Genomic DNA, 26342 nt, shown 5'->3' on the forward strand with positions numbered 1-26342 from the left:
TTTTTATTTTGTGTGAATTACAACTGAAAATGCATATAGGTATACGTTTTTTAAGAGAAAATTATGATGTGAAATGTAAGATGCTTATTTGTATTTGAAAAAGTGTGGCTCCTACTTATTATGGTATCGTTTTTATAGTATTTCATAAGTAGTAGCTAGGTAAAAAGGGGTCGATTTTTTGGCACATCTTTTAGGGCAACAAGCACTGATTGCCATTGTTTCGCATTTATTGTTTATTACCATTACGTGGTGGGCCCTACAAGGGATTCACATTGAGCGTTTAATGAAGCCTGGAAAGGTGATGCAGACGAGAGTATTACTTATCCTAATTACAATTGCAATTGGGACATCTGTAAGTAACTTTTTCCTTGATTATTTAGGCTATTCAAAGAGTTTAACGTATTTAGTAAAGTAAGTGTATAGAACCTCATATCTCCGTTAACAATGGGGATAGGAGGGGATGAAATTGAAGCTTAAAGCCATTCTTATTGTTGTGATAAGTGTTGTTTTATTTTTGGTTGGATATAGAGAGATGAAACCAATCAGCGATGAACAGAAAATGGAGAGCATGATCGCATCCTTAGAGAAAAATGATGCTAAAGTAGAGAAGTGGTCATGGTTAGCGCGAGAAACAAAAACAATTTCTAATATACATACGTTTCAAAAGTTGTTAAACGATGTGAAGGACAAGGCAAATATTCAAAAGTGGGAATTAGAGCAATCTCCAGATGGATATAAAGCTACATCCTATAAAAAGTTTTCTTCTTATGAAGAACGAGTAGTAGTAACTTGGAGTAAGGAAAATACTAAAGAAAACACTTTCATTATTTTTGAAGTGAGCGGGGCGAAATGGGACCCGAAGTACATTCAGAAAACAAATAAAATTTTTAGTGAAAAACCTATAATTTACACTTGTGTTCAAGGTGTACTGAATGATAAGATTGAAGGTGTTTTGCAAAATAAAACCAATCAGGTTTTGAAAGATCTTTCAGCAAGAGCGATCGAACAGATAGAAGAAAGAGCATTTGTGTCAGTCTCCGCATACAATAAAAAGTGGGATGACGCTCTTTCAACAAATAGAGAGAAAATAAATGTGCAAATAGCAATACGTTCTACAGACAACAAAGATACAATTGTGGTTGGCACACCGATCATAACTTCTGAGTATTGAGTGAATAGATACTGAAAAAAGGACACGGAGGGGAATAATTTGGAAAAGATCATCGTCCGTGGCGGAAAGCGGTTAAACGGCACAGTGCGTGTTGAGGGCGCAAAAAATGCTGTATTACCTATAATCGCTGCAGCCCTATTAGCGAGTGATGGAAAGAATGTACTATCTGAAGTACCAGTTTTGTCTGATGTATACACAATTAATGAGGTATTACGTCATTTAAATGCTGAAGTCGTATTTGAAAATAACCAAGTAACAATCGATGCTTCTAAAGAACTAAACATTGAAGCACCATTTGAATATGTACGTAAAATGCGTGCATCTGTTCAAGTAATGGGACCATTACTTGCACGTAACGGTCGTGCTCGTATTGCACTTCCTGGTGGATGTGCAATTGGTTCACGTCCAATTGACCAACATTTAAAAGGCTTCGAAGCAATGGGAGCAAAAGTACAGGTTGGTAATGGTTTTGTTGAGGCATACGTTGAAGGAGAACTAAAAGGAGCTAAAATTTATTTAGACTTCCCAAGCGTGGGCGCGACAGAAAACATTATGTCTGCAGCTACATTAGCAAAAGGGACAACAATCCTTGAAAACGCAGCGAAAGAACCAGAAATCGTTGACTTAGCTAACTTCTTAAATGCGATGGGAGCGAAAGTACGCGGAGCTGGAACTGGAACGATTCGTATCGAAGGCGTTGATAAATTATATGGCGGTAACCACTCTATTATTCCTGACCGTATTGAAGCGGGAACATTCATGGTTGCAGCAGCAATTACTGGTGGAGACATCTTAATTGAAAATGCTGTACCTGAACATTTACGCTCAATTACAGCGAAAATGGAAGAAATGGGTGTTAAAATTATTGAGGAAAATGAAGGTGTACGTGTTATCGGCCCAGATAAGTTAAAAGCGGTTGATATTAAAACTATGCCTCACCCAGGTTTCCCAACAGACATGCAATCACAAATGATGGCATTATTACTACAAGCTGATGGAACAAGTATGATTACAGAAACGGTATTTGAAAACCGCTTTATGCACGTTGAAGAATTCCGTCGTATGAATGCTGATATTAAAATCGAAGGTCGTTCTGTTATTATGAACGGTCCAAACAGCTTACAAGGTGCTGAAGTAGGCGCAACTGACTTACGTGCTGCTGCTGCATTAATCTTAGCTGGTTTAGTATCAGAAGGTTACACTCGTGTAACTGAGTTAAAGCATCTTGACCGTGGTTATGTAGATTTCCATAAGAAATTAGCTGCATTAGGTGCAACTATTGAACGTGTAAACGAAAAAGTAGAAGAAGTGAAAGAACAAGAAGTTTCTGATCTTCACGCTTAATTGAAATAGTCTCTACGTCTTTTGACGTAGGGGCTATTTTTTTGGGTTATTACTGTTATAGTCAAGAAATTCTATACTTATGCACGTACCGTTAAAAATATTTAGAAAATTTTCGTTTTATTCAGGTCCCCTTAAGTATGTTCTAAAAGAAAGAGTTGTTCCATAAGAATGAATGGAGTAAAGCTTTTTCATATTGGGGGAAATAAGATGAAATTTTCAAAGCCACTTTTTATTACAGTAGCGCTTCTCATAGCGCTCGTTATCATTGTACCTGCTGCTCTTGTTATTCCATTTGCGAAAGCGAAAGTAGGGGAAGAAGCAGCGTCCAAAACTCCTCCAGCGATAGAAAGTATACCAGCTCCAGGGAAAGTGGATACAGCGGTTCAAGTTGCTGTATATCGTGAGAAACAAAAAAAGGTAGAGTCATTACCTATGGAGGAGTATGTAACCGGTGTAGTAGCTTCTGAGATGAATGCCAGTTTTGAAATAGAGGCGCTAAAGGCGCAGGCATTAGCAGCGAGAACATTTGTGGTACAGCGTATGCTAAGCGGAGGTAAGAAAAACAATGCGGACGTGACAGATACGGTGAAAGATCAAGTGTACAAAAGTAAAGAAGAATTGAAGAAACAATGGGGCAATAACTACGAAAATAATTTGAAGAAAATCGAGGAAGCTGTTTCGAAAACCGCAGGACAAGTTTTAACGTATGATGGAAAACCAATCTCAGCATCCTTCTTCTCAACGAGTAATGGCCGGACAGAAAATGCGGCTGATTATTGGGGAAATGATTATCCGTACTTAAAGAGCGTAGATAGTCCGTGGGATGAAGCTTCTCCGAAATTTACGAGCGAGCAAACCTTTACAGTCGCTGACTTTCAAAAACGTCTCGGTGTGAAAGTGCTAGGAGACGGGAAGGTTGGAAATATTAAAGATCTTACGGAAGGAAAGCGAGTAAAAGATGTAGCATTTCAAGGGAAAACATTAACAGGAAAGCAAGTTCGTGAAAAGTTAGATTTACGCTCTTCTGACTTCACGTGGAAGCAAGAGGGAGATAAAATCATTGTTACGACGAAAGGATTCGGCCACGGCGTTGGCATGAGCCAATACGGGGCAAATGGTATGGCAGCAGAAGGTAAGAAATATACAGATATCGTCGCTCATTACTACAAAGGCGTTGAAATAAAGACGATGAATGATTATGAAGGAAAATTGATGGTGAAGAAGTAGGATAAAAGGGACCGTTCCAAGAGTTATACTGGGACGGTCTTTCTTTTTTATGGTACTTCATAAAATATCTAAATTTTCCATTAATTGTTTGGTATAATAGGATAAAAAAGTATTTGGGGGAGACGGAATGGCACTACTGGAGTTGAAACAGTTAGGAAAGACGAATCAGTTACCGGCAGTTGAACTGAAGGTTGAGAAGGGGCAATGTGTTGTTTTGCAGTGTAATAACCATACAGCTAAAGTGTTGCACCGCATTATTATTGGTGAGGAAGAAGCTTCAACTGGCAACGTGCTATTTGAGGGAGAATCGATTGGAAAGAAAAATTATTCTCGCATTGGTTTTTGTTTTTTGAAAGATGAAGCATACGATCGTTTGAAGGTAAAGGAATACTTCAAGTTTTTAATAGGAATTTATGAATCAAATATGAGCACGGAAGAAGTCATACAATATGTCGGCCTCGTAGATAAATTAAACGTTAAAATAGAAAAATTATCATTTTCAGAGAAACGTCGCCTTCATATTGGGCGTGTTATGATTCATAATCCAGACTTAGTTATTTTGGAAGAGCCGGAGCAAAATGTAGATACAGAGAGCACGATTATTATCAGGAAATCAATTATGAAAATGAAAGAGCAAGGAAAGGCCATTTTTATTACGTCATCTTTTCTATCCGACGCCCTTTCGTTAACAGAAGATGTATACATATTAAACAATGATGGTGTGAAAAAAATAGAAATTGAACAAGAAGAAGTGGAAGAAGTCGATGGAGAAAAAGTTGTTCAAATGATTCCCCAAATGAAACTTGAAAGAATTCCAGCGAAAGTGAACGATAAAATCATTTTACTTGATCCGATGGAAATTCATTTCATTGAAACGCAAAACGGAGTGACACATATTCATGTACGCGAAGGTGATTTCGTATGTGCATTAACATTAAGCGAACTAGAAGCGAGATTAACAGGATTCGGTTTCTTTAGATGTCACCGCTCGTACCTTGTGAATTTACAAAGAGTACGAGAAGTAATTACGTGGACTCGTAATAGTTTTAGTTTAATTTTGGATGACGAAAGAAAAAGTTCAATCCCGCTTTCAAAAGGACGAATGGATGAATTAAAAGGTGTGATTGGGCTATAAGAATTGCTCCAATAAGCTCAAAATACGATTCATTCACTGGTAAAAATACTCCTTTTACCGGTATTTTACTGCGTAACCCTTTTGTTTTTCATATGATTGAGTCAAGAAAAGCGAAACAAACAAACGAAAAGCGCTAAAGCGACTTTCATCTATAAAAGAAAAAACAAAGGGGATGACGAGATGACATTGGCAATTGAAATGAAAGATGTAATGAAAAGTTTCAACGAAAAAACAGCACTTCGAAATGTAAATATTGAAGTGAAGCAAGGAGAAATTTTTGGATTCCTCGGACCGAGTGGATCTGGAAAAACGACAACAGTAAAAATATTAACTTCTCAATTACTTCATAGCGTTGGAACGGTAAAGGTATTAGGGAAAGATATTACAGGGCCAAGCAGCATTGATTATAAACGAATTGGTATTTTAACAGACAACAGCGGTTTATATGAGAGACTTAGCATTTATGATAACTTACTATTATTTTGTGACTTATATGATTGCAAAAAAGAACGAATCGATGAAGTACTAGCGCAAGTGAACTTATTAGATGATAAAAAAACATTAGTAAAGAAACTATCAAAAGGAATGAAGCAGCGCGTTACATTAGCTAGAGCCATCCTTCATAAACCAGATATCCTCTTCTTAGACGAACCAACATCTGCACTCGATCCAGTTAACGTACAAAACATTCATAAAGTTTTAAAAGATTTAAATAAAGAAGGAACAACGATTTTCTTAACGACTCACAACATGGAAGAAGCAGAGACGCTTTGTAACCGTATCGCCTTTCTATGTGGCGGAGAAATTGTAGCACTTGATACACCGGAGAACCTTCGCTTACAATACGCGAAAGATCAAATACAAGTCGTGTTAAAAGATAAGCAAAAAGAAGTCGTGCAAAAAGATGAATTAGGTGCAAAACGTATTTCAGAATGGATGAAAAAAGGCGAGTTACTATCGATTCATTCACACGAACCAACGCTAGGCGATATCTTTATTGAAGTTACTGGGAGGGGATTATAATGACATTTTCAATGAGACGATTTTCAGCTATTTTTCGGAAAGAGGTACAGGATATTAAAGCAAATGCATCTGTACTCGTAATGGCGGTACTGCCACTTGTATTTTCTTTTGTTTATCAACAGATGGATGGACCGAAAGAACAAATCGCTAATATGGTAACTTTAATGGCTTTAACAATGGTAGGAAGTTTTGTTCAAGCCGCTCTAATTGCGGAAGAAAAAGAAAAGCATACGCTACGTGTAATGATGTTATCGCCAGCATCAACATTAGAAGTATTGCTAGGAAAAAGCGCATTAACAGCTCTTATTACATTTGTAATTTGTATTAGTAACTTTGCTATTTTAGGTGTAATAAAGGGGAATATGGTTTTAATCACTCTATTTTTACTTGTTAGTATATTTTTCTTCCTTATGCTAGGTACGGCGATTGGATTAATAGCTAAAACAACGGCTTCAACATCAGTAGTAGGTATGCCGATTCTATTTGTTTTTCTTTTAGCTCCAATGTTCGGGCAATTTATTAAAAGTGATTTTGTAAAAAAAGCAATCGATTTTCTTCCGACGAAACATCTTGCGGATGCAATGCCAAAGCTGCTAGCTGGAAAAGGTTTTTCAACTGTTAGTGGTGATTTAATCAATATTATAATTTGGTGTGTGCTTTCAATTATTCTGTGTATTGTAATTTACAAAAAGAAACAAATGGACTAAAAACTGAGCTGAAACGCTCAGTTTTTTCTTTTTTCAATCATTTCCTCGGAAATTTTACAATTCCTATACATATTTTTACAGATTTTGTCGAAAATTAATTAGTTATACGTTGTATAGGATATGTGAATATTGTTCAAAATGATTGCTGAGGTGATGATGGAATGAGAGGAAGAAATAATAAAAAATCGCAAAAGGTAGTACATTTATTTCAAAAAAGATGGGTATTTCCGGCACTATACATTGCTTGTGCAGCGGTAATTTTAATGGTTGCGCTATGGTTCCAAGGAGCTAATCCGAAGAAGACTCCGAACCAAGATCAAGCAACGCCGTATACACAAACGGAAGATCCAGCAGTGCCAGTAACGAAGTCTTCAGAAGTAGTGAAAATGCCAGCTGCCGCGAGTGTGGAAGTAGTTGTACAGAAGAAGTTCTATGAAGATGCAGCAACAGAGGCGGAACAAGAACAAGCACTTGTCTTTTATAACAACACATATTCCCCAAACAAAGGAATTGACATTGCTGCGAAGAATGGAAAAGAATTCAATGTAACTGCTGCTTTAAGTGGTACAGTAACGAAAGCTGAAAAAGATCCACTTCTTGGTTATGTTGTAACAGTTGATAGCGGAAATGGTGTAGCAGCTTCTTATCAAAGCTTAGGCAGTGTAAAAGTAGAAAAAGGTGCACGAGTTGTACAAGGTGAAGTATTAGGAAAATCCGGTCTAAGTGCAATGAATAAAGAAGCAGGTTCTCACGTTCACTTTGAGGTACGTAAAGACAATGTGGCTGTGAACCCTGAGCGCTACTTAAATAAATCAGTAGCAGAAATTAAAGCTGATGCAGGTGCTGCAAAAGCAACGAATGCTTCTGGTAAAAAAGCTGATGACAAATCTCAAAAAGAAGAAAAGTCAACAAGCACGAAACCAGAAAGTAAAACAGAAGATAAGTCTCAAAAAGAAGAAAAATCAACTAGCGGTTCGACTAGTGACAAAAAAGAAGAACCGAAGAAAGAAGAAAAATCAACAAATGGTTCTACAGAATCATCTAACAGTTCTTCTTCACAAGAATAAGAAAGTGAAAAAATCAGTTCCCACTAGGGGAGCTGATTTTTTTATTTTCATATAAAAATACTCAATTTCGAGAAAAAAGTTGCAATAACAAGGAAAAATGACGAGATTCTCGAATATATATTATAAAAGGGAGGGGATACTGTGTCATTTTTGTTTGTTCTGTCGACTGCTATTATTTTATTGTTTGTTTTATTCACCTTATATTATTACATTGCTGGTAAGAAAGAGGTTCCCCACCATCAGTTATTAGAAGAAGAGTTGGAAAGAGAAGAATGACACTCTAAGAATGAGTGTCTTTTTCTTTTTGTACATCTATTGGAATTTTTAAAGCTAAGCCGTATAATACTAATTGTGATTTTTTACATAAGAAAACGATATTTGAATGCAGTAGGTCTCTAAAATACTGTGTTTTTTTGTTGTGATTGAGGGGGAAGTTTTAAATTGGAAGCAAGAGAAAGCAAGAGTTCGAAAAAATTATTTATTTTAATAGCGGTTGTAGTCGCACTAATCGCTGGGATTGGATTTTTTATTTTTAATAAAATGAATGCTGCAGGTAAGCAGGAGAAAGTGCCAGTTTTATTATATCATCATTTACTAAAGGGAACTGAAAAAGAAAATAGTGAAGCTTTTAAAAATAAAGGAACAGTTTTAGCGGTGGAGCAATTTGAGAAACAAATAAAATATTTAGCGGATAATAATTATAGAGCAATTACTGCAAAAGAATTAGAGGAATTTATAAAAAATAAAAAGAATCTTCCAGAAAAAAGTGTTTTAATTACTTTTGATGATGCATCAAAGTCAAATTATATTTATGCATATCCTATCTTAAAAAAATATAAAATGCATGCGATTTCCTTTGTTGTTACATCAAGAATTAACAATCAAGAAGAGAAATTTGATCCTAAGAAAATCCAATCTCTAAGTAAATCTGAAATGGATAAAATGCGAGATGTTTTTGAATTTGGTAGCCATACTGATTCTCTGCATAAATTAGAAAAAGGAGAAGCTGTGGTATTTAATAAGAATAATGCGGAAATTAAAAAAGACATTTTAAAGAGTAAAGATGCTTTAAAGACAGATTACCTTTCTTATCCGTTTGGAAAATACAATGATAAGATTGTTAAAGAATTAAAGGATTCTAAATTTCAGATGGCATTTGTAAACACATCTGATTATGCTACTAAAGAAAGTGATATATTAAAAGTTAATCGTTTTGTTATTAAGGCAGATTTAGATATAAAAGCATTCGCTGAAATAGTAAAAGGGAATTATGGTAAACAAGATAAATAATCGAGATAAAGAGTATGTGGTATTTGATTTCAATTAAATACCACATACTCTTATTTTTTTATCTTAAGGTGTTTTGTGCTGATATTGGGTTATGTATATATAGATAAAATACTAAATTTGTAGCATCTTCTCTGTAAAAATATTGAACATGTAGCATATATCAGTAGTGTGGGCAATACAATGGTATAAACCAAAGCAAAGAGAGTGTTTGAGGTGAGAAATCGTGAATCATTTCATTATAAATCCAAGAATGTTTAACGCTTACAAACAGCACTCACACTTACTTCTAAGTCGTATGCAGCGAGGCTCATTTCACACTTCTCACATCCAATTTAGGGAGGCGAGTGGTGTGCACGATTACATCAAAGAGAGAACTATCAAGATTGGTAAGTATATCGTGGAGACAAGAAAGACAGTGCGTGTCATTGCAAAGGAATTTGGGGTATCAAAGAGTACAGTCCATAAAGATTTAACGGAACGTCTACCAGAAATTAATCCAGAGCTCGCAAATGAAGTGAAAGAAATTCTTGATTATCATAAGTCTATTCGTCATTTAAGAGGCGGAGAAGCAACAAAACAAAAGTATAGAAAAGAAGATGTAGAAAAGCCGGTACGTCAATAAATATGCAATCGCAAACATTCCGTTTCAATTCGGTAATATTTTTCAGAAGAATTCTTTTTGCGAATATTACGTTTCTGTTAAATTTATGATAAAATCAGAAATTAGGTGTAAAAGAATTCGGGTGTAACCTGATTTTGAATATCGAGGAGGAAAAAACGGGAATGTTTGCGCGAGATATCGGAATTGACCTAGGTACGGCTAACGTATTAATCCATGTTAAAGGTAAAGGTATTGTATTAAATGAGCCATCTGTTGTTGCAATTGATCGTAACACAGGTAAAGTATTAGCAGTAGGTGAAGAAGCAAGAAGTATGGTGGGACGTACGCCTGGTAATATTGTAGCCATTCGTCCACTTAAAGATGGTGTAATCGCAGATTTCGAAATTACAGAGGCAATGTTAAAGTATTTCATTAACAAATTGGACGTAAAGAGCTTCTTTTCAAAACCTCGCATTTTAATTTGTTGTCCAACAAATATCACATCAGTAGAACAAAAAGCAATTCGTGAGGCTGCTGAACGTTCAGGTGGTAAAACAGTATTTTTAGAAGAAGAACCAAAAGTAGCCGCAGTTGGTGCTGGTATGGAAATCTTCCAACCAAGCGGTAACATGGTTGTTGATATTGGTGGAGGTACAACGGATATTGCTGTATTATCTATGGGTGATATTGTTACCTCTTCCTCTATCAAAATGGCTGGCGATAAGTTTGATATGGAGATCTTAAACTACGTTAAACGTAAGTATAAGCTATTAATTGGAGAACGTACTTCAGAAAATATTAAAATTAAAGTTGGTACAGTATTCCCAGGTGCACGCAGTGAAGAGCTTGAAATTCGCGGACGTGACATGGTAACTGGTTTACCACGTACAATTACAGTATGCTCTGAAGAAATTACAGAAGCACTAAAAGAAGACGCAGCTGTCATTGTACAAGCTGCAAAAGGCGTACTAGAGCGCACACCACCAGAATTATCGGCGGACATCATCGACCGCGGTGTAATTCTAACAGGCGGTGGAGCTTTACTACACGGTATCGACATGCTTCTAGCAGAAGAACTAAAAGTACCAGTATTAATTGCTGAAAACCCAATGCACTGCGTTGCGGTTGGTACAGGTATTATGTTAGAAAATATCGATAAATTACCACGTCGTGCTTTGCGATAAATATTAAATTTAATATGTTTTGAAATACTGTAAACCTTGAACAGTTGACTTTATTATCTACTGTTCAAGGTTTATTTGTATTGGGTCACTTTATATTAAATGTTGAGGTTTAAATACTATTTATTTATATATATATCTTTATTTATGTTAGGTATAAAAAGCTAAATTATTGATTAGAAAGGTTCAATTTTGTCAGATTTAGTGATATCCTTGTATTTGTAAATTTAAAGCGAACTTTGTAAATTTAAAGCGAACTTTGTTAAAAAATAGTAAAAATAGGCAGTGATTAGGCGAAATAGAATGGGGTATTATTTGATATGGGAGGAAGAAGGGACATAGAGAAATGAAGAAGGTGTTAGTAATAGCACAAAATTTTTATCCGGAAATTGGAAGCGCAGCAAATAGAATAAAGAATATTTATTTGGAATTAAGTGAAAGAGGATACGATGTTACAATCTTGACTACTGATCCAAGATATCCAAATGAGAATTTATATAAGAAACAGGAATTTTGGGATGAAGAATCGATAAATAGCGAAGATGTTATAAGAGTAAAACCAAGAGTAAAAAAATACACAAATAATATGCTAAGGAGATTATTTTTGTATTTAGAAATCACAATGCTTTTTATTATGGCTATATTTCGTATGGATAAAAAGTATGATTATGTATTCGTTTCAACTCCGCCTATTTTTATTGGTATAGCAGGTTTTTTTGCTAAGAAAAAGTTGAAAGCTGAATTATTATTAGATGTCCGAGATTTATGGCCAGAATCATTGTTGGGAGTTGGAGTTTTTGCAAATCGGTTTGTATTATCGATAGCATATGCTTTAGAAAAGATGTTATATCGTGTGGCTGATCAAATTATTGTAAATAGCGCAGGGTTTATTCCATACTTGGAGTTAAAAGGGGTTAGACGTGAAAAAGTATCATTTATGCCAAACTCTTTAACAGAAGAAGAATTACATATGATAGAAACTAAAAAAGTTATAACTGATTCGAGTGCTAAAACAGTTGAAGTAATTTATACAGGAAATATCGGGTTAGCTCAAGATGTACTAAAGTTGATTGAGGTGGCTGAATATTTACGAGAAAAGGAAAATATTAAATTTAAAATAATTGGCTATGGGTTTAAAAGTTATCAGGTGGCTGAAGTTATTAAAGAAAAAAAACTTTCTAATATAGAAATTATTAAAGCGAAAAGTCGTAATAAAACCTTAAGAGAAGTTGCAAAGGCACATATTGCATATGTTAGTTTAGTAGATGAAAAAGTATTTCAAACCGTTTTGCCGGGAAAGGTTATTGATTATATGTGTATGAAAAAGCCTATTATTGGTGATGTGTCTGGATATGCCGAAAAAGTTATTAATGAAGCTCAATGTGGTTTGATTTCAAATGATCGAACAGCTAAAGAATTAGGAGAACACATTATCAAACTAGCTGAAAATGAGATATTACGTAGGAAAATGGGAAACAATGGGCATGAATTTGCTTTCCAATATTTGAGATGGAAAAATAATATTAAAGTATTAACAAGTTTAATGGAGGAAAATGATGCCACAGAAGAAAGTATGTATGTTCGTATGGAACCACTTCACAAATGATGCTCGTGTATTAAGGGAATGTACGGCTTTAGCTGAAGAGGATTATGAAGTAGACCTGATATGTATTCATGATTGGAAACAAAATGATTTACCTAAGTGGGAGATGCGAAAAGAAGGATTTACAGTAACACGTGTAAATAATCGACTATCTCTTTTACAAAAAGGATTGGGTGCAGCAAAAAGAGTAAAGCAGTTGATAACGAAAAATATAGTTACAATGTTTTTATTTGGAGTAATTGCAGCACTTTGTTTGTGGAAATTCCCAATGATAACATGTTTGATATTGTTATTTGGTGCATTATTTTCTATGGGAAAGCTACGGACATTAATTGTACGCTCTTACATACTGATTCAAATGGTTAAGGTTGGTTTGAAGAAGGAATATGATTTCTATCATTCCAATGATTTAAATACACTACCACAAGGATGGCTTTGTGCGAAAGTATTTAGAAAAAAGAAATTAATCTATGATTCACATGAGGTACAGACCAGCCGTACCGGATACAATAGTAAAATTTATGGAATTATGGAGAAATTCTTTCTAAAATATACAGATGTGATGATTATGGAAAATCATACTCGTGCAAAATATGGGGAAGATTTATATGGCTTCTACCCTAAGGTCATTCATAATTATCCTTTTGTAACACAACCAGAGGACAGTAATTCGATTAATTTGCATGAAGTGTTAGAGATTCCGCAGGAAGAGCCTATCTTATTGTATCAGGGCGGAATTCAAGTGGGCAGAGGCCTAGAAAAGCTAGTACAAGCAGTTCCAATGTTTAAAAAGGGCATACTTGTATTTATTGGCGATGGACGTATTAAACCTGAGTTACAGAAGATGGTATTGGATTTAGGTTTGGAAAATAAAGTGAAATTCATTCCGAAAGTACCTGTAAATGAATTATTACACTATACGAAGAACGCTTATTTAGGTTTTCAAGTTTTAAATAACGTTTGTTTTAATCATTATTCAGCTTCATCTAATAAACTATTTGAATATATGATGAGCGGGGTTCCAGTTGTTGCTTGTAGTTTTCCAGAGATACAACGTGTGGTGGAAAATGAATATGTTGGGGTTTGTATAGATTCTCACAATCCTACTTCCATTGCTGAAGGAGTAAACTACATACTAGAACATCCAGAAGAAAGAGAAAAAATGAGAGAAAATAGCTTCATTGCCCGTAATAATTATAATTGGGAAAATGAAAAAGAACTCTTTATAAATATATATAAGGATTTGGAATGATATAGGAGAAAAGATTTTTGATTTCTACGTTACCATAGGAACTAAAAGATGGGAATGAGGGTTTCTTGAAGAAAGTAAAGCTAAGTGTAGTAATTACAAATTATAATAAAGAACAATATTTAGCTCAGTGTTTACAATCTGTTGTTGAACAGACATTAAAGGGGATTGAAATTATTGTTGTTGATGATGGCTCAACAGATAATAGTATGACAGTATTGGGGCAGTATGAAAAACAACATAATAATTTGAAAGTTTATAGACAACAGAATTCGGGTGTGAGTGCTGCTCGTAATGCCGGATTACAAAAAGCAAACGGGGAATATGTTACATTTTTAGATGCGGATGATTATGTACATTTAGCTGGATACGAGAAAATGTATGAGGTTGCGAGCGGAAATAATGCAGATATGGTTATTGCCAATATTATTTGTTTTAATGAATATAAAAATTGGCCACTTTCATATATGAAAAAATTATTTAATAAGAAATTCCCACTAATTAGAAACGTTGCGGAAAACTTAGAATTACATTTCACTCCATCCACGAGCAATAAGATATTTAAAAGAGAAATGTGCGTCCTTAATGGGATTCATTTTGATGAAGATCTTTGGGTAGGAGAAGACTTGCTATTTACCCAACAATGTTTGTTGGTTTCAGAAAGGGTAATCGTATGCGAGATACCCTTGCTCTATTATAGAATAGTAGATAACGGTAATAATAACCTATCTAAAAATACAACGATTACATTTTTTAATCAGTTAGTTATATTACAAATGAAATTAACGGCCATGTATAGAGAGAGAAAAAGGCTTGCGTTAATCCATACTATAGAGGCAAGACAGTGGAAATTCTTTGTGGATTCCATTGTTTTAAAGGGAAAAGATTTTTCAAATGAAAAGCTCTTAGAAGTCATTCAACTAGGAAATGAGTTTCTATCAAGCTTAATTAGCTTTAAGCATGTAGAAGGTTTTAATGTGCGGGACCAATTAATAACTGAAATGATAAAAGAAAATGATTATAAAGGTTTAGAGAAATTATTAAATATCTTTCAGAATGAATTAATTACAAAAGAACATGTATATGATAATGGAAAATATTATTATTTTTATTATCGATTTTTCCCTCGATATAAAGAATTATTACAAGTTAATGATTTAACTGTAGTTCATAAAATTGAAGGAATAAAACTTCGTAAAGAGATTCTTACAATTAGTGGATATGCATTTGTTGAAAATGTATCAACTAAAAAAATAAAAAAAGAATTAGTATTTTATAAAGATGGAGCCACTAAAACAATTCAACTAAAAAACTCCTTACGTACTGATATATCATATTTATTTTCTAATAATACCATTGACTATAATGATGCGGGATTTAAAACAATAGAAGTCAATGTAAGAGATTTGTTAGAAGAGGGAGAATGGAAAATATCAATACGCCTCAGCATAGGGAAAACTGTTATTGAAGAACCGCTAAGGGTTCTGTTAGCGCAGTTACGCAATAATACAAAGTATCAAAATGAAAATTCATTGGATATTAAGATACTATATAAAAATAGTGAAGCTACAATTCAAATTCACAAGTCTAACTATATGAAGAGAATGATGAATACATATAGTGAAGTTAAGCGATCACTTCGCTATGATTTAGGATTATTTAAAAGAAAAAATTATAAAGCATTACTTGCAATTATATTCTATAAATTGTTTGGATCATATTTTCGTAGAAAGAATATATGGTTAATTGGTGAAAGAGAAGATACAGCACAAGATAATTCCTATCACTTATTTACGTATATTCGGAAGAAACACCCTGATATTCCAGCTTTTTATATTATTAATAAGGAAAGTAATGATTATAAAAATATCGAGGGATTAGGGAATATAATCCAATACGGAAGTTTTAAACATACATTTTATTTATTAATTTGTAATAAAACAATTAATAGTTATTCAGAAACAGCCAATATGTATACGGACGATTATAAGCACATTTTAAAGTACTATCCCGAATGGCAGCAAAATAAGAAGGTTTTTATTCAACATGGTGTTATAGGTGTAAGTCGTGTAAATCATGTGTTAAATAAAAATCGAATGGGCTATTCTCTATTTGTTGTGTCCTCACAGTTTGAGAAGGAGCATATCGTCAAGGAATTTGGATATGACGAAGAAGAAGTAATTGTAACGGGGCTTGCACGTTGGGATGCCTTAAAGGATGAAAGTAAAGGAAATGAAATTTTACTCATGCCAACTTGGAGAAGTTGGATTAAAACGAAAGACCAATTAATGAAATCTAAGTACTGGCAAACCTATATGTCATTTTTAAAAAGTAAAGAGCTTCATCGGATGTTAGAAGAGAAAGACATGATATTGACTTTCTTTCCACATTATCAGACTCAAAAATTAGGTGCAGAAACACCTGTATTTCATGAACGAATCAAGGTCATGAAACAAGGCGAAGAAACAGTGCAAAGTCTATTAAAGCGACATCGTTTACTAATTACAGATTATTCTACAGTTTCATTTGATTTTGCTTATATGAATAAGCCTGTTATTTTTTTTCAGTTTGACTATGGTGAATTTTATTCTAAACACTATAATGAAGGCCCGATTAATCATAGGACAGAGTTGTTTGGAAAAAGAGTAGAAAGTGAAAAAGATATACACCTTTTACTAAAAGATTTTGAAGGTTCATTGCAAAGTCTTAATTTGGAGCAAGTAAATAAGTACGTTACTAAGCCAAAAGAGTTACATTGTCAAATGTTATTTGAAAATATAAAGGGAGTGTAGAGAGTTGAAAAAGCCACTAATTTCGGTGATTTTGCCTATATACAATGTAGAGATGTATATAGAGGAGTGTTTAAATTCTTTAGTGAATCAAACAATTGGTGTAGAGAATTTGGAAGTTATTATGGTGAATGATTGTTCTACAGATAATACGGGAAAATTTTTAGATCAATATGCTGAGAACTATAATAATTTTAAAGCTATACACTTGGAAAATAATTGTGGCGCACCTGGTAAACCAAGAAATATTGGTATTGATATTGCGAAAGGAAAATATCTAATATTTATGGATCCAGATGATTATATACCAGCGGATGCATATGAAACTTTATTTAATATCGCCGAGGAGTATAAATCAGACTTTGTTATGGGGAAAATGGAAAGTTTTAATGATAGTGATGGATCAACATTCCAACATTCAACTTTTAAACACTATCTTTTACAAAAACCATATATGAATACTAACATCGAGGTATCACCATTCTTTTTACAGGTGAAAACAGCTATTACTTTAAAGTTAGTAAGGACAGCATTTGTTAGACAACATAAAATTTCTTTCATCGAGGGAATGAGAAATGGGGAAGATAAATTTTATGATGTTCAGTTATTTACACAAGCTAAAAAGTTTAGTTATATTCCCCAAAATGTTTATAGCTATAGGGCACGTGATGATGATCGTAATCTATCGTTGACGCAGCAAGATATTCTTTCTTCTGTTGAGAATGATGTACAGTCTGTAGATGCAATTAAACCAAAATTAAATGATAAGGAATATAGTTATTTTCAGGTAAATGCGTTAAGGTCAATTCTTTGGAAAATTTGTGATCCGGATTTTAATAAACTATCAATTGAAGAGAAGAAGAGATTAATTAATTTAGTGAAAAGAGTAGTAGATGGTTATGATATTGACATAGTGAAGAAATATTTAGTTTGGGAAGAACCCTTCTTAAGTCTAATTGAAAAAAATTATATAAATGAAGCATTGGCATATAATAGCATGTTAATTTCAAGAAGATGGTGGTTAAAACAAGGAACCGAATTACAACAAAGATATAGGAAACAAACAGCTATCCGTAATAGCTTTTCTTGGAGGATTACTAAATTTCTTAGAAATAGGAATTTTAAATTAAAAGATATTATCAAAGGGAGATTTTTGAATGAAACTAAGCGTAGTAATACAATTACGGGCTCATGATGAAGGTGTAATTAAACAGGCCTTTGAATTGTTACAAAAACAGACTATCGATGCTAATGAGTTTGAATTGCTTATTTTTTATAATTATGAAAATGTTTCTTTAGAAATGGTTAGATTTTTAGAAAAATTAAAAGAAAGCTGTAAGCTGAATATAGTATTAAAAGAAGGAAAGATTGATGTAGAAGGATTAAGAGGGGAGTATATTACTTTCTTTGATTTTTATACAAAGTTTAGACCAAATGTATACGAACGTTTATATAATGCAGCACAAAAGAAAGATTTAGATTTTATATCTGCTTGTTTAGAAGAAAAAAATGAGAAAAAAATTATAAATAAAAAAAATATAATGCAGAGTAATTTTGCTACAATTACAGCATTAAAAATAATAAGGAAAGAAGTTCTGTTAACGAAGGAATTTAATTTTATCTCTCAATTAAACGAATCAAACATTAAATATTTGGATGTTAAGTTATATCTGTCAGACCTAAATTATGATTTTGCAACTGATATAAAATATAAAAACAAAACACCATTTAATGAAGAGTATATAATAAATTCAATAAAAGACATTCAGTATATTTTTGATTCCTTGATAAGTGATTATGGAGAAGGGTTTAATCAAGATTTAAAAATTATACTTTTTAAACAAATATTAAATCTAGTGGATAAAAACACCTTTTTAAATGAAGTAGAAAAAGGTCATCAAGAGACATTATTGAATGTGTTGAAGGATCTCTTATCTATCTCAGATGAACGTATTTATAAGGGGAATGAAGGATATAAGGGATTTTTAAATCTTATAACTTTAGGTTTATATGATGAAGCAATGAAATACATGGTGATATTTAGGAGTAAGAGGTACTGGTATAATCAATCACAAAAGTATGAAACATATTTTGAAAAAAATCCATATCTCTTAGAAGAATCTTTATCTTGGAAAATTACAAAACCTATCCGAGGAATTCAAGGGATATTTGGATATATTAAAAATTCATTGTATAAAGTACTTATTCTTTTATTGAGTTTATTTGTAAAGATACGCTTTGCAGGAAAAGAGATTTGGTTAGTTGGGGAGCGTGAGGATCAGGCTGAAGATAATGGATTCTTCTTCTTCAAGTATTGTCGCGAAAACTATCCATCAGAAAAAATATATTATGTAATTAATGAAGATTCACCTCATTTAGATAAAGTTGAGCAATATGGTAATGTTATATATCATTCTTCTTTTAAGCATAAGGTTTATATGCTGGCTGCAAGTACATATATAAGTGCTTGGGTATTTGAAGAATGTTCATATCCTAGGCCGAAACAACAATTTATTAAATGGTTTGGAAATATAGTTTCTAAAAAAAATCATATTTGTTTGCAACATGGTGTAATCATTCATAATATTGCTCCGTATTTAAGTAAGGAGAGATATAAACAAGATTTAATTATTTCAAGTTCAGAGTATGAAAAGCGGATTATTATGAAGACATTAGGGTATCCTGACAAGGATGTGGCTGTAACTGGTTTAGCTAGGTTTGATAATCTTCACGAGAGAAAAACGAAAAAACAAATTCTCATTATGCCCACATGGCGTAGACACTTATTAAATGTAAATAAAGCACAGTTTTTACAGTCCGATTATTATAAAGTGTATAAAAGTTTAATTGAGAACAAAGACTTTCTAAATTTAATAGAAAAGAAAAACATAGAAGTTAAATTTTATATACATAGTCAAATGCAAAAATTTATGGATGAATTTGTAGTAAAGCATCCTAAAATAGAATTTCTTGTGAAAAGTAATGCGACTGTATCGGAATTATTAAAAGAAAGTGCACTATTGATCACTGATTATTCATCAGTGTCATCAGACTTCTTATATATGGAAAAGCCAGTTATAATGTATCAGTTTGATCCGCATAATAATCATCATGCTCCTTGCGAAGAAATTAGATATAGTGACTTAGGTTATATTGTGTCTAAAGAGCAAGCGTTAATTAAGCAAATAAATAAAGTTATGGATGATAATTTAAAAATTAGTAAGAGATATTTAGCGAATTCTAAAAGGATTTTTAAATATAAAGATACTAAGAATGCTGAGAGAATATATAAAGTAATTAAAGAAAAGACTTCTCACATGTAGAGATGCAGATGGATGTAATTGTAAAAGGGATTTATCAGATAATTAAAGAAAGAGTTTCTTGGGGTAATTTATGTATAAGTTAAATAATATAAAGGTTGATAATACAATCTTCTCTATCGAAGTAATTCAAGATGGAATGATTAATAGAGAGAACAATATTGAAGTAGGGGTATTTGTTCATAATGTGAATAATATATCAGATATACATGAATACACTCAAAAAATGGTTATAAAAGAGCAGAAACTACATTGTAATATAGACCTTAAGGCTATGTTACAATGTAACTTTTTATTTCAACATGGGTGTATAATAGATATTTATATCAAATCAAATGGAAGATATTATCCTATTCAAATGGATGTATCAGAATTTGAAAAAAAGAAAGATAGAATATCCATTATGGATATTTTGTATTTAGAGGTAAGAAGAAATAATACCCTTTCGTTTATTGGTCATCAATTACAAAAGAGTATTAAATTATCAAAGTTTAAAATGGAAGATTCTGGATTGGGAATTTTATTTCCTATGTTTCATGATGATTCAATCATAGATAAGGAATATTGGTTAGTATTCAAAAAAAGAAATGATCAGGGATACGATGAAGTATTAAAGTATAAGGTTTATGCCAAAGAAGGCTTATGCAGTTTCACTGGTAGTATTAAAGAGATTTTTACCCAGTTTACTTTAATAAATGAAACCATTATAGATATTTTTGTTGGAATTGAACAATATAATTCGTATGCAGAAGTTCATATAGATTTTCCTTTTGCTAAGTATAAGTATACTCAAGTTAATAATATTAATTTCGTTAAGCCATATGCAAATAATAAAGGGTATTTGAGTATTTATACAAAAGCAAGTGATGAGAAGCCGTTGGCTATAAATAGTGTATTTTCAAAAAAAGAAGAATCAAAATTAATTAAAGTAGCAGTCTTAGGTTCATGTGTAACAAGAGATAATTTTAATAGTAAATTTAATTATGATTATAAACGCTACTATGAATGTGTTTTACTACAAAATCAAACTTCAATTATTAGTTTAATGGGAAAACCAGTGCAACTTCCATCAAATAAGATTACTGAGTTAAATCAATGGGACGCTAATGATGTCAGATCAGATTTTGAAAAATCATTTTTGATTCAATTAAAAGAAAAGCAACCAGATTATCTTATAATGGACCTTTTTGGAGATGTGTTTTTTGGATGTATAAGGTTGGCAGATACTTATGTTACAAATAATTATTGGAAATTAGGGACAACACAATTCTTTAAAGAAATAAAGAAACCAACGTATCTCAATATTATGACGCAACCAGAAGATTATTTATTGTTATGGAAAAATGCTATAAATGATTTATTTGAAACCTTAAGAGAAGAATTACCTAATTGTAAGATAATCTTACATAAAGCTAGATTTACCGATATTTATTATGATAAAAATAATCAATTGAATAAGATGAATCCTAGTATAGATGTAAAAGAATTAAATAAATATTGGGATACATTAGATAGATATATATTAGAAAAATTTAATGTGCAATTTATTGATTTAAATGAAAAGAAATATTTTTCGTATGAACAACATCCTTGGGGGGTATTTGGTGTTCATTATGAAATGAATTATTATGGTGATTTTTTGAAGAGTTTGCATAAACTGGTGTTGGCGAACTATCTTTCTACAGGTAAGGAAGTTTATAGAGAAATTTTTGACGTAATAAAATAATATAGTATATTTTGAGGTTAATGAAAAGTTTAGAGAGGACCCAATTTATGAAGATTTGCGTAGTAGGTTTAGGTTATATTGGACTTCCTACCTCCGCCATGTTTGCAAAGCATGGTGTTGAAGTAGTTGGAGTAGATGTAAGAACAGAAGTGATAGATAAGGTAAACCGAGGGGAAATTCACATTGAAGAGCCTGGATTAGCAGAAGTTGTAAAAGAGGTAGTTAATGAAGGGTTATTTCGAGCATCACTCGAGCCCGAAGTTGCAGATGCTTTTATTATTTCTGTTCCAACGCCAAATAATGAAGATCAATATAAATCCTGTGATTTATCTCATGTTTTAGAAGCAATAGAGCAGGTACTTCCACATGTGAAAAAAGGTAATGCAATTATCGTTGAATCTACAATTTCCCCACGTAGTATGGATGATTTTGTGAAACCATTAGTAGAAAGTACAAGTTTCATAGTTGGGGAAGATGTGTATTTGGTTCATTGCCCAGAGCGTGTTCTTCCAGGGAGTATTTTGAGAGAATTGGTTTATAATAATCGAATTATAGGTGGAGTTACACCACAGTGCGCAGAAATGGGGGCGCAAATATATAATACATTTGTGCAAGGGGAAATTATTAAAACGGATGCAAAAACAGCTGAAATGTCTAAGTTAATGGAAAATACATTTCGAGATGTAAACATCGCCCTTTCAAATGAATTAACAAAGGTTTGTAATTCGTTAGAAATTAATGTATTGGATGTAATTAAGATGGCAAATAAGCACCCGCGTGTAAACTTGCATCAACCAGGTCCTGGGGTAGGCGGTCATTGTTTAGCTGTCGATCCTTATTTTATTGTAGCAAAGCAACCGGAACTATCGAATATAATTCAGTTATCACGGCGTACAAATGTTTCTATGCCGTCTTATGTAGTGGACAGTATTAAAGGAATTTTAAAAGAAAATAAAAATTCAAAAGTAGCCGTTTTTGGTGTAGCCTATAAGGGAAATGTGGATGATATCAGAGAGAGCCCAGCGTTGGAAGTCATTGATTTATTAAGAAAAGAAGGCTTTAGTGTTGCAATTCATGATCCTCATATTGATTACAAATTCTTTCAAACCGTAACCGCAGAGGAAGCGGTAAAAGATGCGGACTTACTTCTTATTCTGACCGATCACAATGAGTTTAAAGAGTTAGATTATGATAATTTATCAAGTATAATGAGAAATCCAGTTCTTTTTGATACACGTAATTGTGTAAGAGAAGGTGAAAGTAGCAATATGAAGATTATTAATTTTGGTAATTTATATAAAATAGTACAGGAAACTGTGAGTATCTTATGAAAGCAATAAGGAATATTGTTCAAGAGCAATTAGAAAATATATATTTAATGACAAGGCTTTCTGTGTATGAATTAAAACAAGCACATGCTGGGAGTGCTCTGGGGATTGTTTGGGTTTTTCTAAATCCTTTAACACAAATTTTTGTATATTGGTTAGTATTTGGTTTAGGTATTCGTGGAGGGAAGCCCGTAGAAGGCGTACCATTCTTTGTATGGATGATATGTGGAATTATTCCTTGGTTCTTTATAAATAGTTCTATTTTACAAGGTTCTAATTCTATATATGCGAAATTGAATACTGTTTCGAAAATGAACTTCCCACTTAGTGTTATTCCAACATATATAATAATAGCTCAATTGTACACACATGTTATCTTATTGGCTGTTCTATCATTGATTGTTGCAGTGACAAAGGGATTAAGTTTTCTTGGAATAATAGGAGTTATATACTGCTTGCTTTCGGCATTCTTCTTTTTAGTTTCCTTAGCATTTATTACATCAACATTATCGACTATTTTGAGAGATATTCATTTGTTTATACAGTCTATTACTCGTATGTTGTTTTATTTAACACCAGTTTTATGGAAGCCGAGTGAAAATATGGAATGGATATTTGTATTTCTAATGAAAATAAATCCATTTTATTATATAGTTGAAGGTTACCGTTCCTCGCTATTACATGGTGATGTTAGTTTTATATGGTCGTTGTATACACTATATTTTTGGGCAATTGCTATTACATTGTTTATAATTGGATCTACTTTACACATTAGATTCCGCAAACAGTTTGTTGATTACTTATAAAAGGTGAATAATCCAATGAGTTATAAAGTGAAGTTTGAACATGTTACAAAAAAATATAAAATGTATAGTAAATCTTCAGATAAACTAAAGGATTTATTCTTTAGAAATGATAATGGTGATTATCATTATGCTTTAAATAATGTTAGTTTTGAAGTACCAGAAGGAGAAATAGTTGGAATTGTTGGCTTAAATGGTTCAGGGAAGAGTACACTATCAAATTTAATTGCCGGCGTTACTATTCCAAATAAGGGAAAGGTTACAATTAATGGTTCTGCATCTTTGATTGCAATTTCTTCTGGGTTAAATAACCAATTAACTGGAATTGAAAACATTGAGCTAAAAGCCTTAATGATGGGGCTTACGAAAGAACAAATTAAAGAAATTACACCAAAAGTTATTGATTTTGCTGATATAGGGAAATTTATGTATCAACCAGTGAAGACTTATTCAAGTGGGATGAAGTCTAGAATTGGATTTGCGATTTCAGTTCATATTAATCCCGATATTTTGGTAATTGATGAGGCTTTATCTGTTGGAGATCAAACGTTTACTAAAAAATGTTTAGATAAAATGAATGAATTTAAGGAACAAGGGAAAACTATCTTTTTTATTAGTCATTCACTTTCTCAAGTGAAAAACTTCTGTACAAAAGCGCTTTGGCTACATTATGGTCAATTTAAAGAGTATGGGGATGTACATGAAGTAGTTGGGCATTACGAAGGATTTTTAAAGAGATATAATCAAATGACAGTAGAAGAACGAGAAAAACAAAAAGAAGAAGAGTTATCGAATTGTCAACACGGATTATTACAGGCAAATTCTAAAAGTATTAAAAGAAAGCCTTACCGTAAAGTCAAAGTAAAGAGAAAAAAATTTGTTATACCTGCTATTGTTTTAACAATGATAGTAGCAGGAATTACTGCAGGATTTTATTATAAGGATATATTGTTAGCTTCTAATAAGGCAGAAACTAATGCAGAAAAAATTGTTTCAAGTAAGACTGTATCTGAAAATAAGATAAGCGAAACAGAAAAGATACAGAAGTATGTTGTAATGAGTAATGGGATTAGTATCCGTAAAGAAGCGAAGATAAATAGTGATAAAATAGGTATCGCAAATTTTGGTGAGATTTTTAGTGTAGATAATAAGGATAAGAGCGTAGAAAAAAATGAAGAATGGCTAGAAGTTAAGCTATTAAATGGTGAAAGTGGATGGATCAATACAAAGTATATGAAACCATTTAAATTAGGAACTGAAATAGCTGAAGATATAAAATTAACAAATTTAACCGATTTATTGAAGCGTGTATACGGTGCGAATGTTGCAACCGCTTCAGGATATTTAGGGAAAGCAATTGATGAACTAAAAGTAGAATACCCTAGCCCTTTGATTACATTGCCGAATCAAGTTGGGAAAAAAGTTGTTAAAGATGGAAATATTCAATTTATTATTTCACAAGATAAGGTTGTTGAAGTTGTGTTTCAAGATATTTCAATGTCATTTGCAAAATTACATGAAGTATTAGGTACCGAAATGATGAACAATGATAATGAAAAAAATTATTTCTATGAAACTAAAAGTTATTATATTTCCGCACGTTCCGATGAAACGCATAAAGAAGTACAATCAATATCGATAGTGAAAAAGTAATAATAGTAGGCTTTGTTGGAGGTTTATCTTTTTTACAAAGATAAACCTTATTTTAAACAATTAAGCAGTTGATAAAAATTATGAAACTTAAAACTGAATATATATTGAGACTTTTAAAAGTGAATAGGTAAAAGGTAGTTTGTAACTTGCAAAAATTTGATTAAAACTAAAAGTAATTAAGTAAGGATGGAGTAGGAATGAAAACAGTAAAAAAAGCTATTATACCAGCAGCTGGATTAGGAACTCGTTTTCTACCAGCAACTAAAGCAATGCCAAAGGAAATGTTACCAATTGTTGATAAACCAACAATTCAATACATTGTAGAAGAAGCGATTCAATCTGGAATTGAGGATATTATTATTGTAACTGGAAAAGGAAAGCGTGCTATCGAAGATCACTTTGATCATTCTTTTGAGCTGGAACAGAACTTACTAGAAAAGGGTAAGCATGAAATCCTTAAGAAGGTGCAAGAGTCTTCTAAAATTAATATCCACTATATTCGTCAAAAAGAACCGAAAGGCTTAGGTCATGCTGTATGGTGTGCTCGTAAGTTTATTGGTAATGAGCCATTCGCTGTTTTACTTGGTGATGATATTGTACAAGCTGAGACACCATGTTTACGCCAATTAATGGATCAATATGAGGCAACACAATCATCGGTAATTGGTGTTCAAACTGTTCCGGAAACGGAGACACATCGCTATGGTATTATTGATCCACTATTACAAAAAGGTCGTAGTTATCAGGTTAGTAAGTTTGTAGAGAAACCAGATCAAGGAACAGCACCATCTAACTTAGCAATTATGGGGCGCTATGTATTAACACCTGAGATTTTTACGTTCTTAGAGAATCAGCAAACAGGAGCAGGTGGCGAGATTCAATTGACGGATGCTATTCAGCGCTTAAATGAGATACAAAGAGTATTTGCTTATGATTTTGAAGGAAAGCGATACGACGTTGGAGAGAAGCTTGGATTCATTCAAACAACAATTGAAATGGCATTACAGCATGATGAGTTAAAGAATGAATTATTAAGCTATATGGAGAAATTATTAAAAAAAGAAATGGTTAATAATTAGCTTTCATAAAAAAACCATCCCGGAAATTTATTGTAAAATAAATTTC

22 protein-coding genes are annotated in these 26342 nt (G+C 32.7%); all 22 read left to right on the forward strand.

All coding sequences use genetic code 11. The annotated features are described in order from the left end of the window. Window positions 1-178 precede the first annotated feature (178 nt). The 22 genes from VF726_RS23345 (at window position 179) to galU (ending at window position 26296) form a co-directional block, all read left to right on the forward strand. Window positions 179-415, forward strand: coding sequence for a DUF1146 family protein (locus tag VF726_RS23345; RefSeq protein WP_000940742.1), 237 nt, complete (start codon window positions 179-181; stop codon window positions 413-415). 51 nt (window positions 416-466) lie between these two features. Beyond that, window positions 467-1171 carry a YwmB family TATA-box binding protein gene (locus VF726_RS23350; RefSeq protein ID WP_440172558.1) on the forward strand — a complete coding sequence of 235 codons (705 nt, stop codon included), beginning with the start codon at window positions 467-469 and terminating at the stop codon, window positions 1169-1171. Between the two features lie 39 nt (window positions 1172-1210). Further along, on the forward strand, window positions 1211-2515 hold the full coding sequence (gene murA / locus VF726_RS23355) for a UDP-N-acetylglucosamine 1-carboxyvinyltransferase (RefSeq protein WP_000411268.1): 1305 nt from the start codon (window positions 1211-1213) through the stop codon (window positions 2513-2515). A 207-nt stretch (window positions 2516-2722) separates the two neighbouring features. Further along, window positions 2723-3742 (forward strand): stage II sporulation protein D, encoded by a 1020-nt coding sequence (gene spoIID, locus VF726_RS23360; protein ID WP_440172560.1) that lies wholly within the window; start codon window positions 2723-2725, stop codon window positions 3740-3742. 127 nt (window positions 3743-3869) lie between these two features. Beyond that, a complete protein-coding gene (locus VF726_RS23365) occupies window positions 3870-4877 on the forward strand; it encodes a LytTR family transcriptional regulator DNA-binding domain-containing protein (RefSeq protein WP_440172562.1) in 1008 nt (335 codons plus the stop codon). Between the two features lie 180 nt (window positions 4878-5057). Then, window positions 5058-5900 carry an ABC transporter ATP-binding protein gene (locus VF726_RS23370; protein WP_000170842.1) on the forward strand — a complete coding sequence of 281 codons (843 nt, stop codon included), beginning with the start codon at window positions 5058-5060 and terminating at the stop codon, window positions 5898-5900. Then, a complete protein-coding gene (locus VF726_RS23375) occupies window positions 5900-6607 on the forward strand; it encodes an ABC transporter permease (RefSeq protein WP_440172565.1) in 708 nt (235 codons plus the stop codon). The genes VF726_RS23370 and VF726_RS23375 overlap by 1 nt, the downstream gene beginning before the upstream one ends. A 161-nt stretch (window positions 6608-6768) precedes the next feature. Beyond that, the gene (locus tag VF726_RS23380) at window positions 6769-7674 is read left to right on the forward strand and encodes a peptidoglycan DD-metalloendopeptidase family protein (protein WP_440172567.1); all 906 of its coding nucleotides are present in this window, start codon (window positions 6769-6771) and stop codon (window positions 7672-7674) included. Window positions 7675-7815: 141 nt separating this feature from the next. Beyond that, entirely contained in the window at window positions 7816-7950 is a 135-nt protein-coding gene (locus tag VF726_RS23385) for a hypothetical protein (RefSeq protein ID WP_000008903.1), read from the forward strand. Window positions 7951-8115: 165 nt separating this feature from the next. Continuing rightward, entirely contained in the window at window positions 8116-8964 is an 849-nt protein-coding gene (locus VF726_RS23390; RefSeq protein ID WP_440172570.1) for a polysaccharide deacetylase family protein, read from the forward strand. A 349-nt stretch (window positions 8965-9313) separates the two neighbouring features. Further along, complete coding sequence (gene spoIIID / locus VF726_RS23395) at window positions 9314-9586, forward strand: sporulation transcriptional regulator SpoIIID (protein ID WP_000544012.1); 273 nt, start codon at window positions 9314-9316, stop codon at window positions 9584-9586. A 161-nt stretch (window positions 9587-9747) separates the two neighbouring features. Further along, on the forward strand, window positions 9748-10749 hold the full coding sequence (locus VF726_RS23400) for a rod shape-determining protein (RefSeq protein ID WP_016085501.1): 1002 nt from the start codon (window positions 9748-9750) through the stop codon (window positions 10747-10749). Between the two features lie 343 nt (window positions 10750-11092). Further along, on the forward strand, window positions 11093-12352 hold the full coding sequence (locus tag VF726_RS23405; RefSeq protein WP_440172573.1) for a glycosyltransferase family 4 protein: 1260 nt from the start codon (window positions 11093-11095) through the stop codon (window positions 12350-12352). Next, the gene (locus VF726_RS23410) at window positions 12303-13601 is read left to right on the forward strand and encodes a glycosyltransferase (protein ID WP_440172575.1); all 1299 of its coding nucleotides are present in this window, start codon (window positions 12303-12305) and stop codon (window positions 13599-13601) included. The genes VF726_RS23405 and VF726_RS23410 overlap by 50 nt, the downstream gene beginning before the upstream one ends. A gap of 65 nt (window positions 13602-13666) precedes the next feature. After that, window positions 13667-16390, forward strand: coding sequence for a bifunctional glycosyltransferase/CDP-glycerol:glycerophosphate glycerophosphotransferase (locus VF726_RS23415; protein ID WP_440172577.1), 2724 nt, complete (start codon window positions 13667-13669; stop codon window positions 16388-16390). A gap of 4 nt (window positions 16391-16394) precedes the next feature. After that, complete coding sequence (locus VF726_RS23420) at window positions 16395-17582, forward strand: glycosyltransferase family 2 protein (protein WP_440172579.1); 1188 nt, start codon at window positions 16395-16397, stop codon at window positions 17580-17582. After that, on the forward strand, window positions 17545-19710 hold the full coding sequence (locus VF726_RS23425) for a CDP-glycerol glycerophosphotransferase family protein (RefSeq protein WP_440172581.1): 2166 nt from the start codon (window positions 17545-17547) through the stop codon (window positions 19708-19710). Before VF726_RS23420 ends, VF726_RS23425 begins: the two co-directional genes overlap by 38 nt. Window positions 19711-19780: 70 nt before the next feature. Beyond that, complete coding sequence (locus VF726_RS23430; RefSeq protein ID WP_440172583.1) at window positions 19781-21433, forward strand: DUF6270 domain-containing protein; 1653 nt, start codon at window positions 19781-19783, stop codon at window positions 21431-21433. 47 nt (window positions 21434-21480) lie between these two features. Next, window positions 21481-22764 (forward strand): nucleotide sugar dehydrogenase, encoded by a 1284-nt coding sequence (locus VF726_RS23435; protein WP_440172585.1) that lies wholly within the window; start codon window positions 21481-21483, stop codon window positions 22762-22764. Then, window positions 22761-23567 (forward strand): ABC transporter permease, encoded by an 807-nt coding sequence (locus VF726_RS23440; RefSeq protein ID WP_440172587.1) that lies wholly within the window; start codon window positions 22761-22763, stop codon window positions 23565-23567. The genes VF726_RS23435 and VF726_RS23440 overlap by 4 nt, the downstream gene beginning before the upstream one ends. 15 nt (window positions 23568-23582) lie before the next feature. Further along, window positions 23583-25217 (forward strand): teichoic acids export ABC transporter ATP-binding subunit TagH, encoded by a 1635-nt coding sequence (gene tagH / locus VF726_RS23445; protein WP_440172589.1) that lies wholly within the window; start codon window positions 23583-23585, stop codon window positions 25215-25217. A 197-nt stretch (window positions 25218-25414) separates the two neighbouring features. After that, window positions 25415-26296 (forward strand): UTP--glucose-1-phosphate uridylyltransferase GalU, encoded by an 882-nt coding sequence (gene galU, locus VF726_RS23450; protein WP_253621686.1) that lies wholly within the window; start codon window positions 25415-25417, stop codon window positions 26294-26296. Window positions 26297-26342 lie beyond the last annotated feature (46 nt).

This window comes from Bacillus sp. Brlt_9 (assembly GCF_051948935.1).
Taxonomy (GTDB): domain Bacteria; phylum Bacillota; class Bacilli; order Bacillales; family Bacillaceae_G; genus Bacillus_A.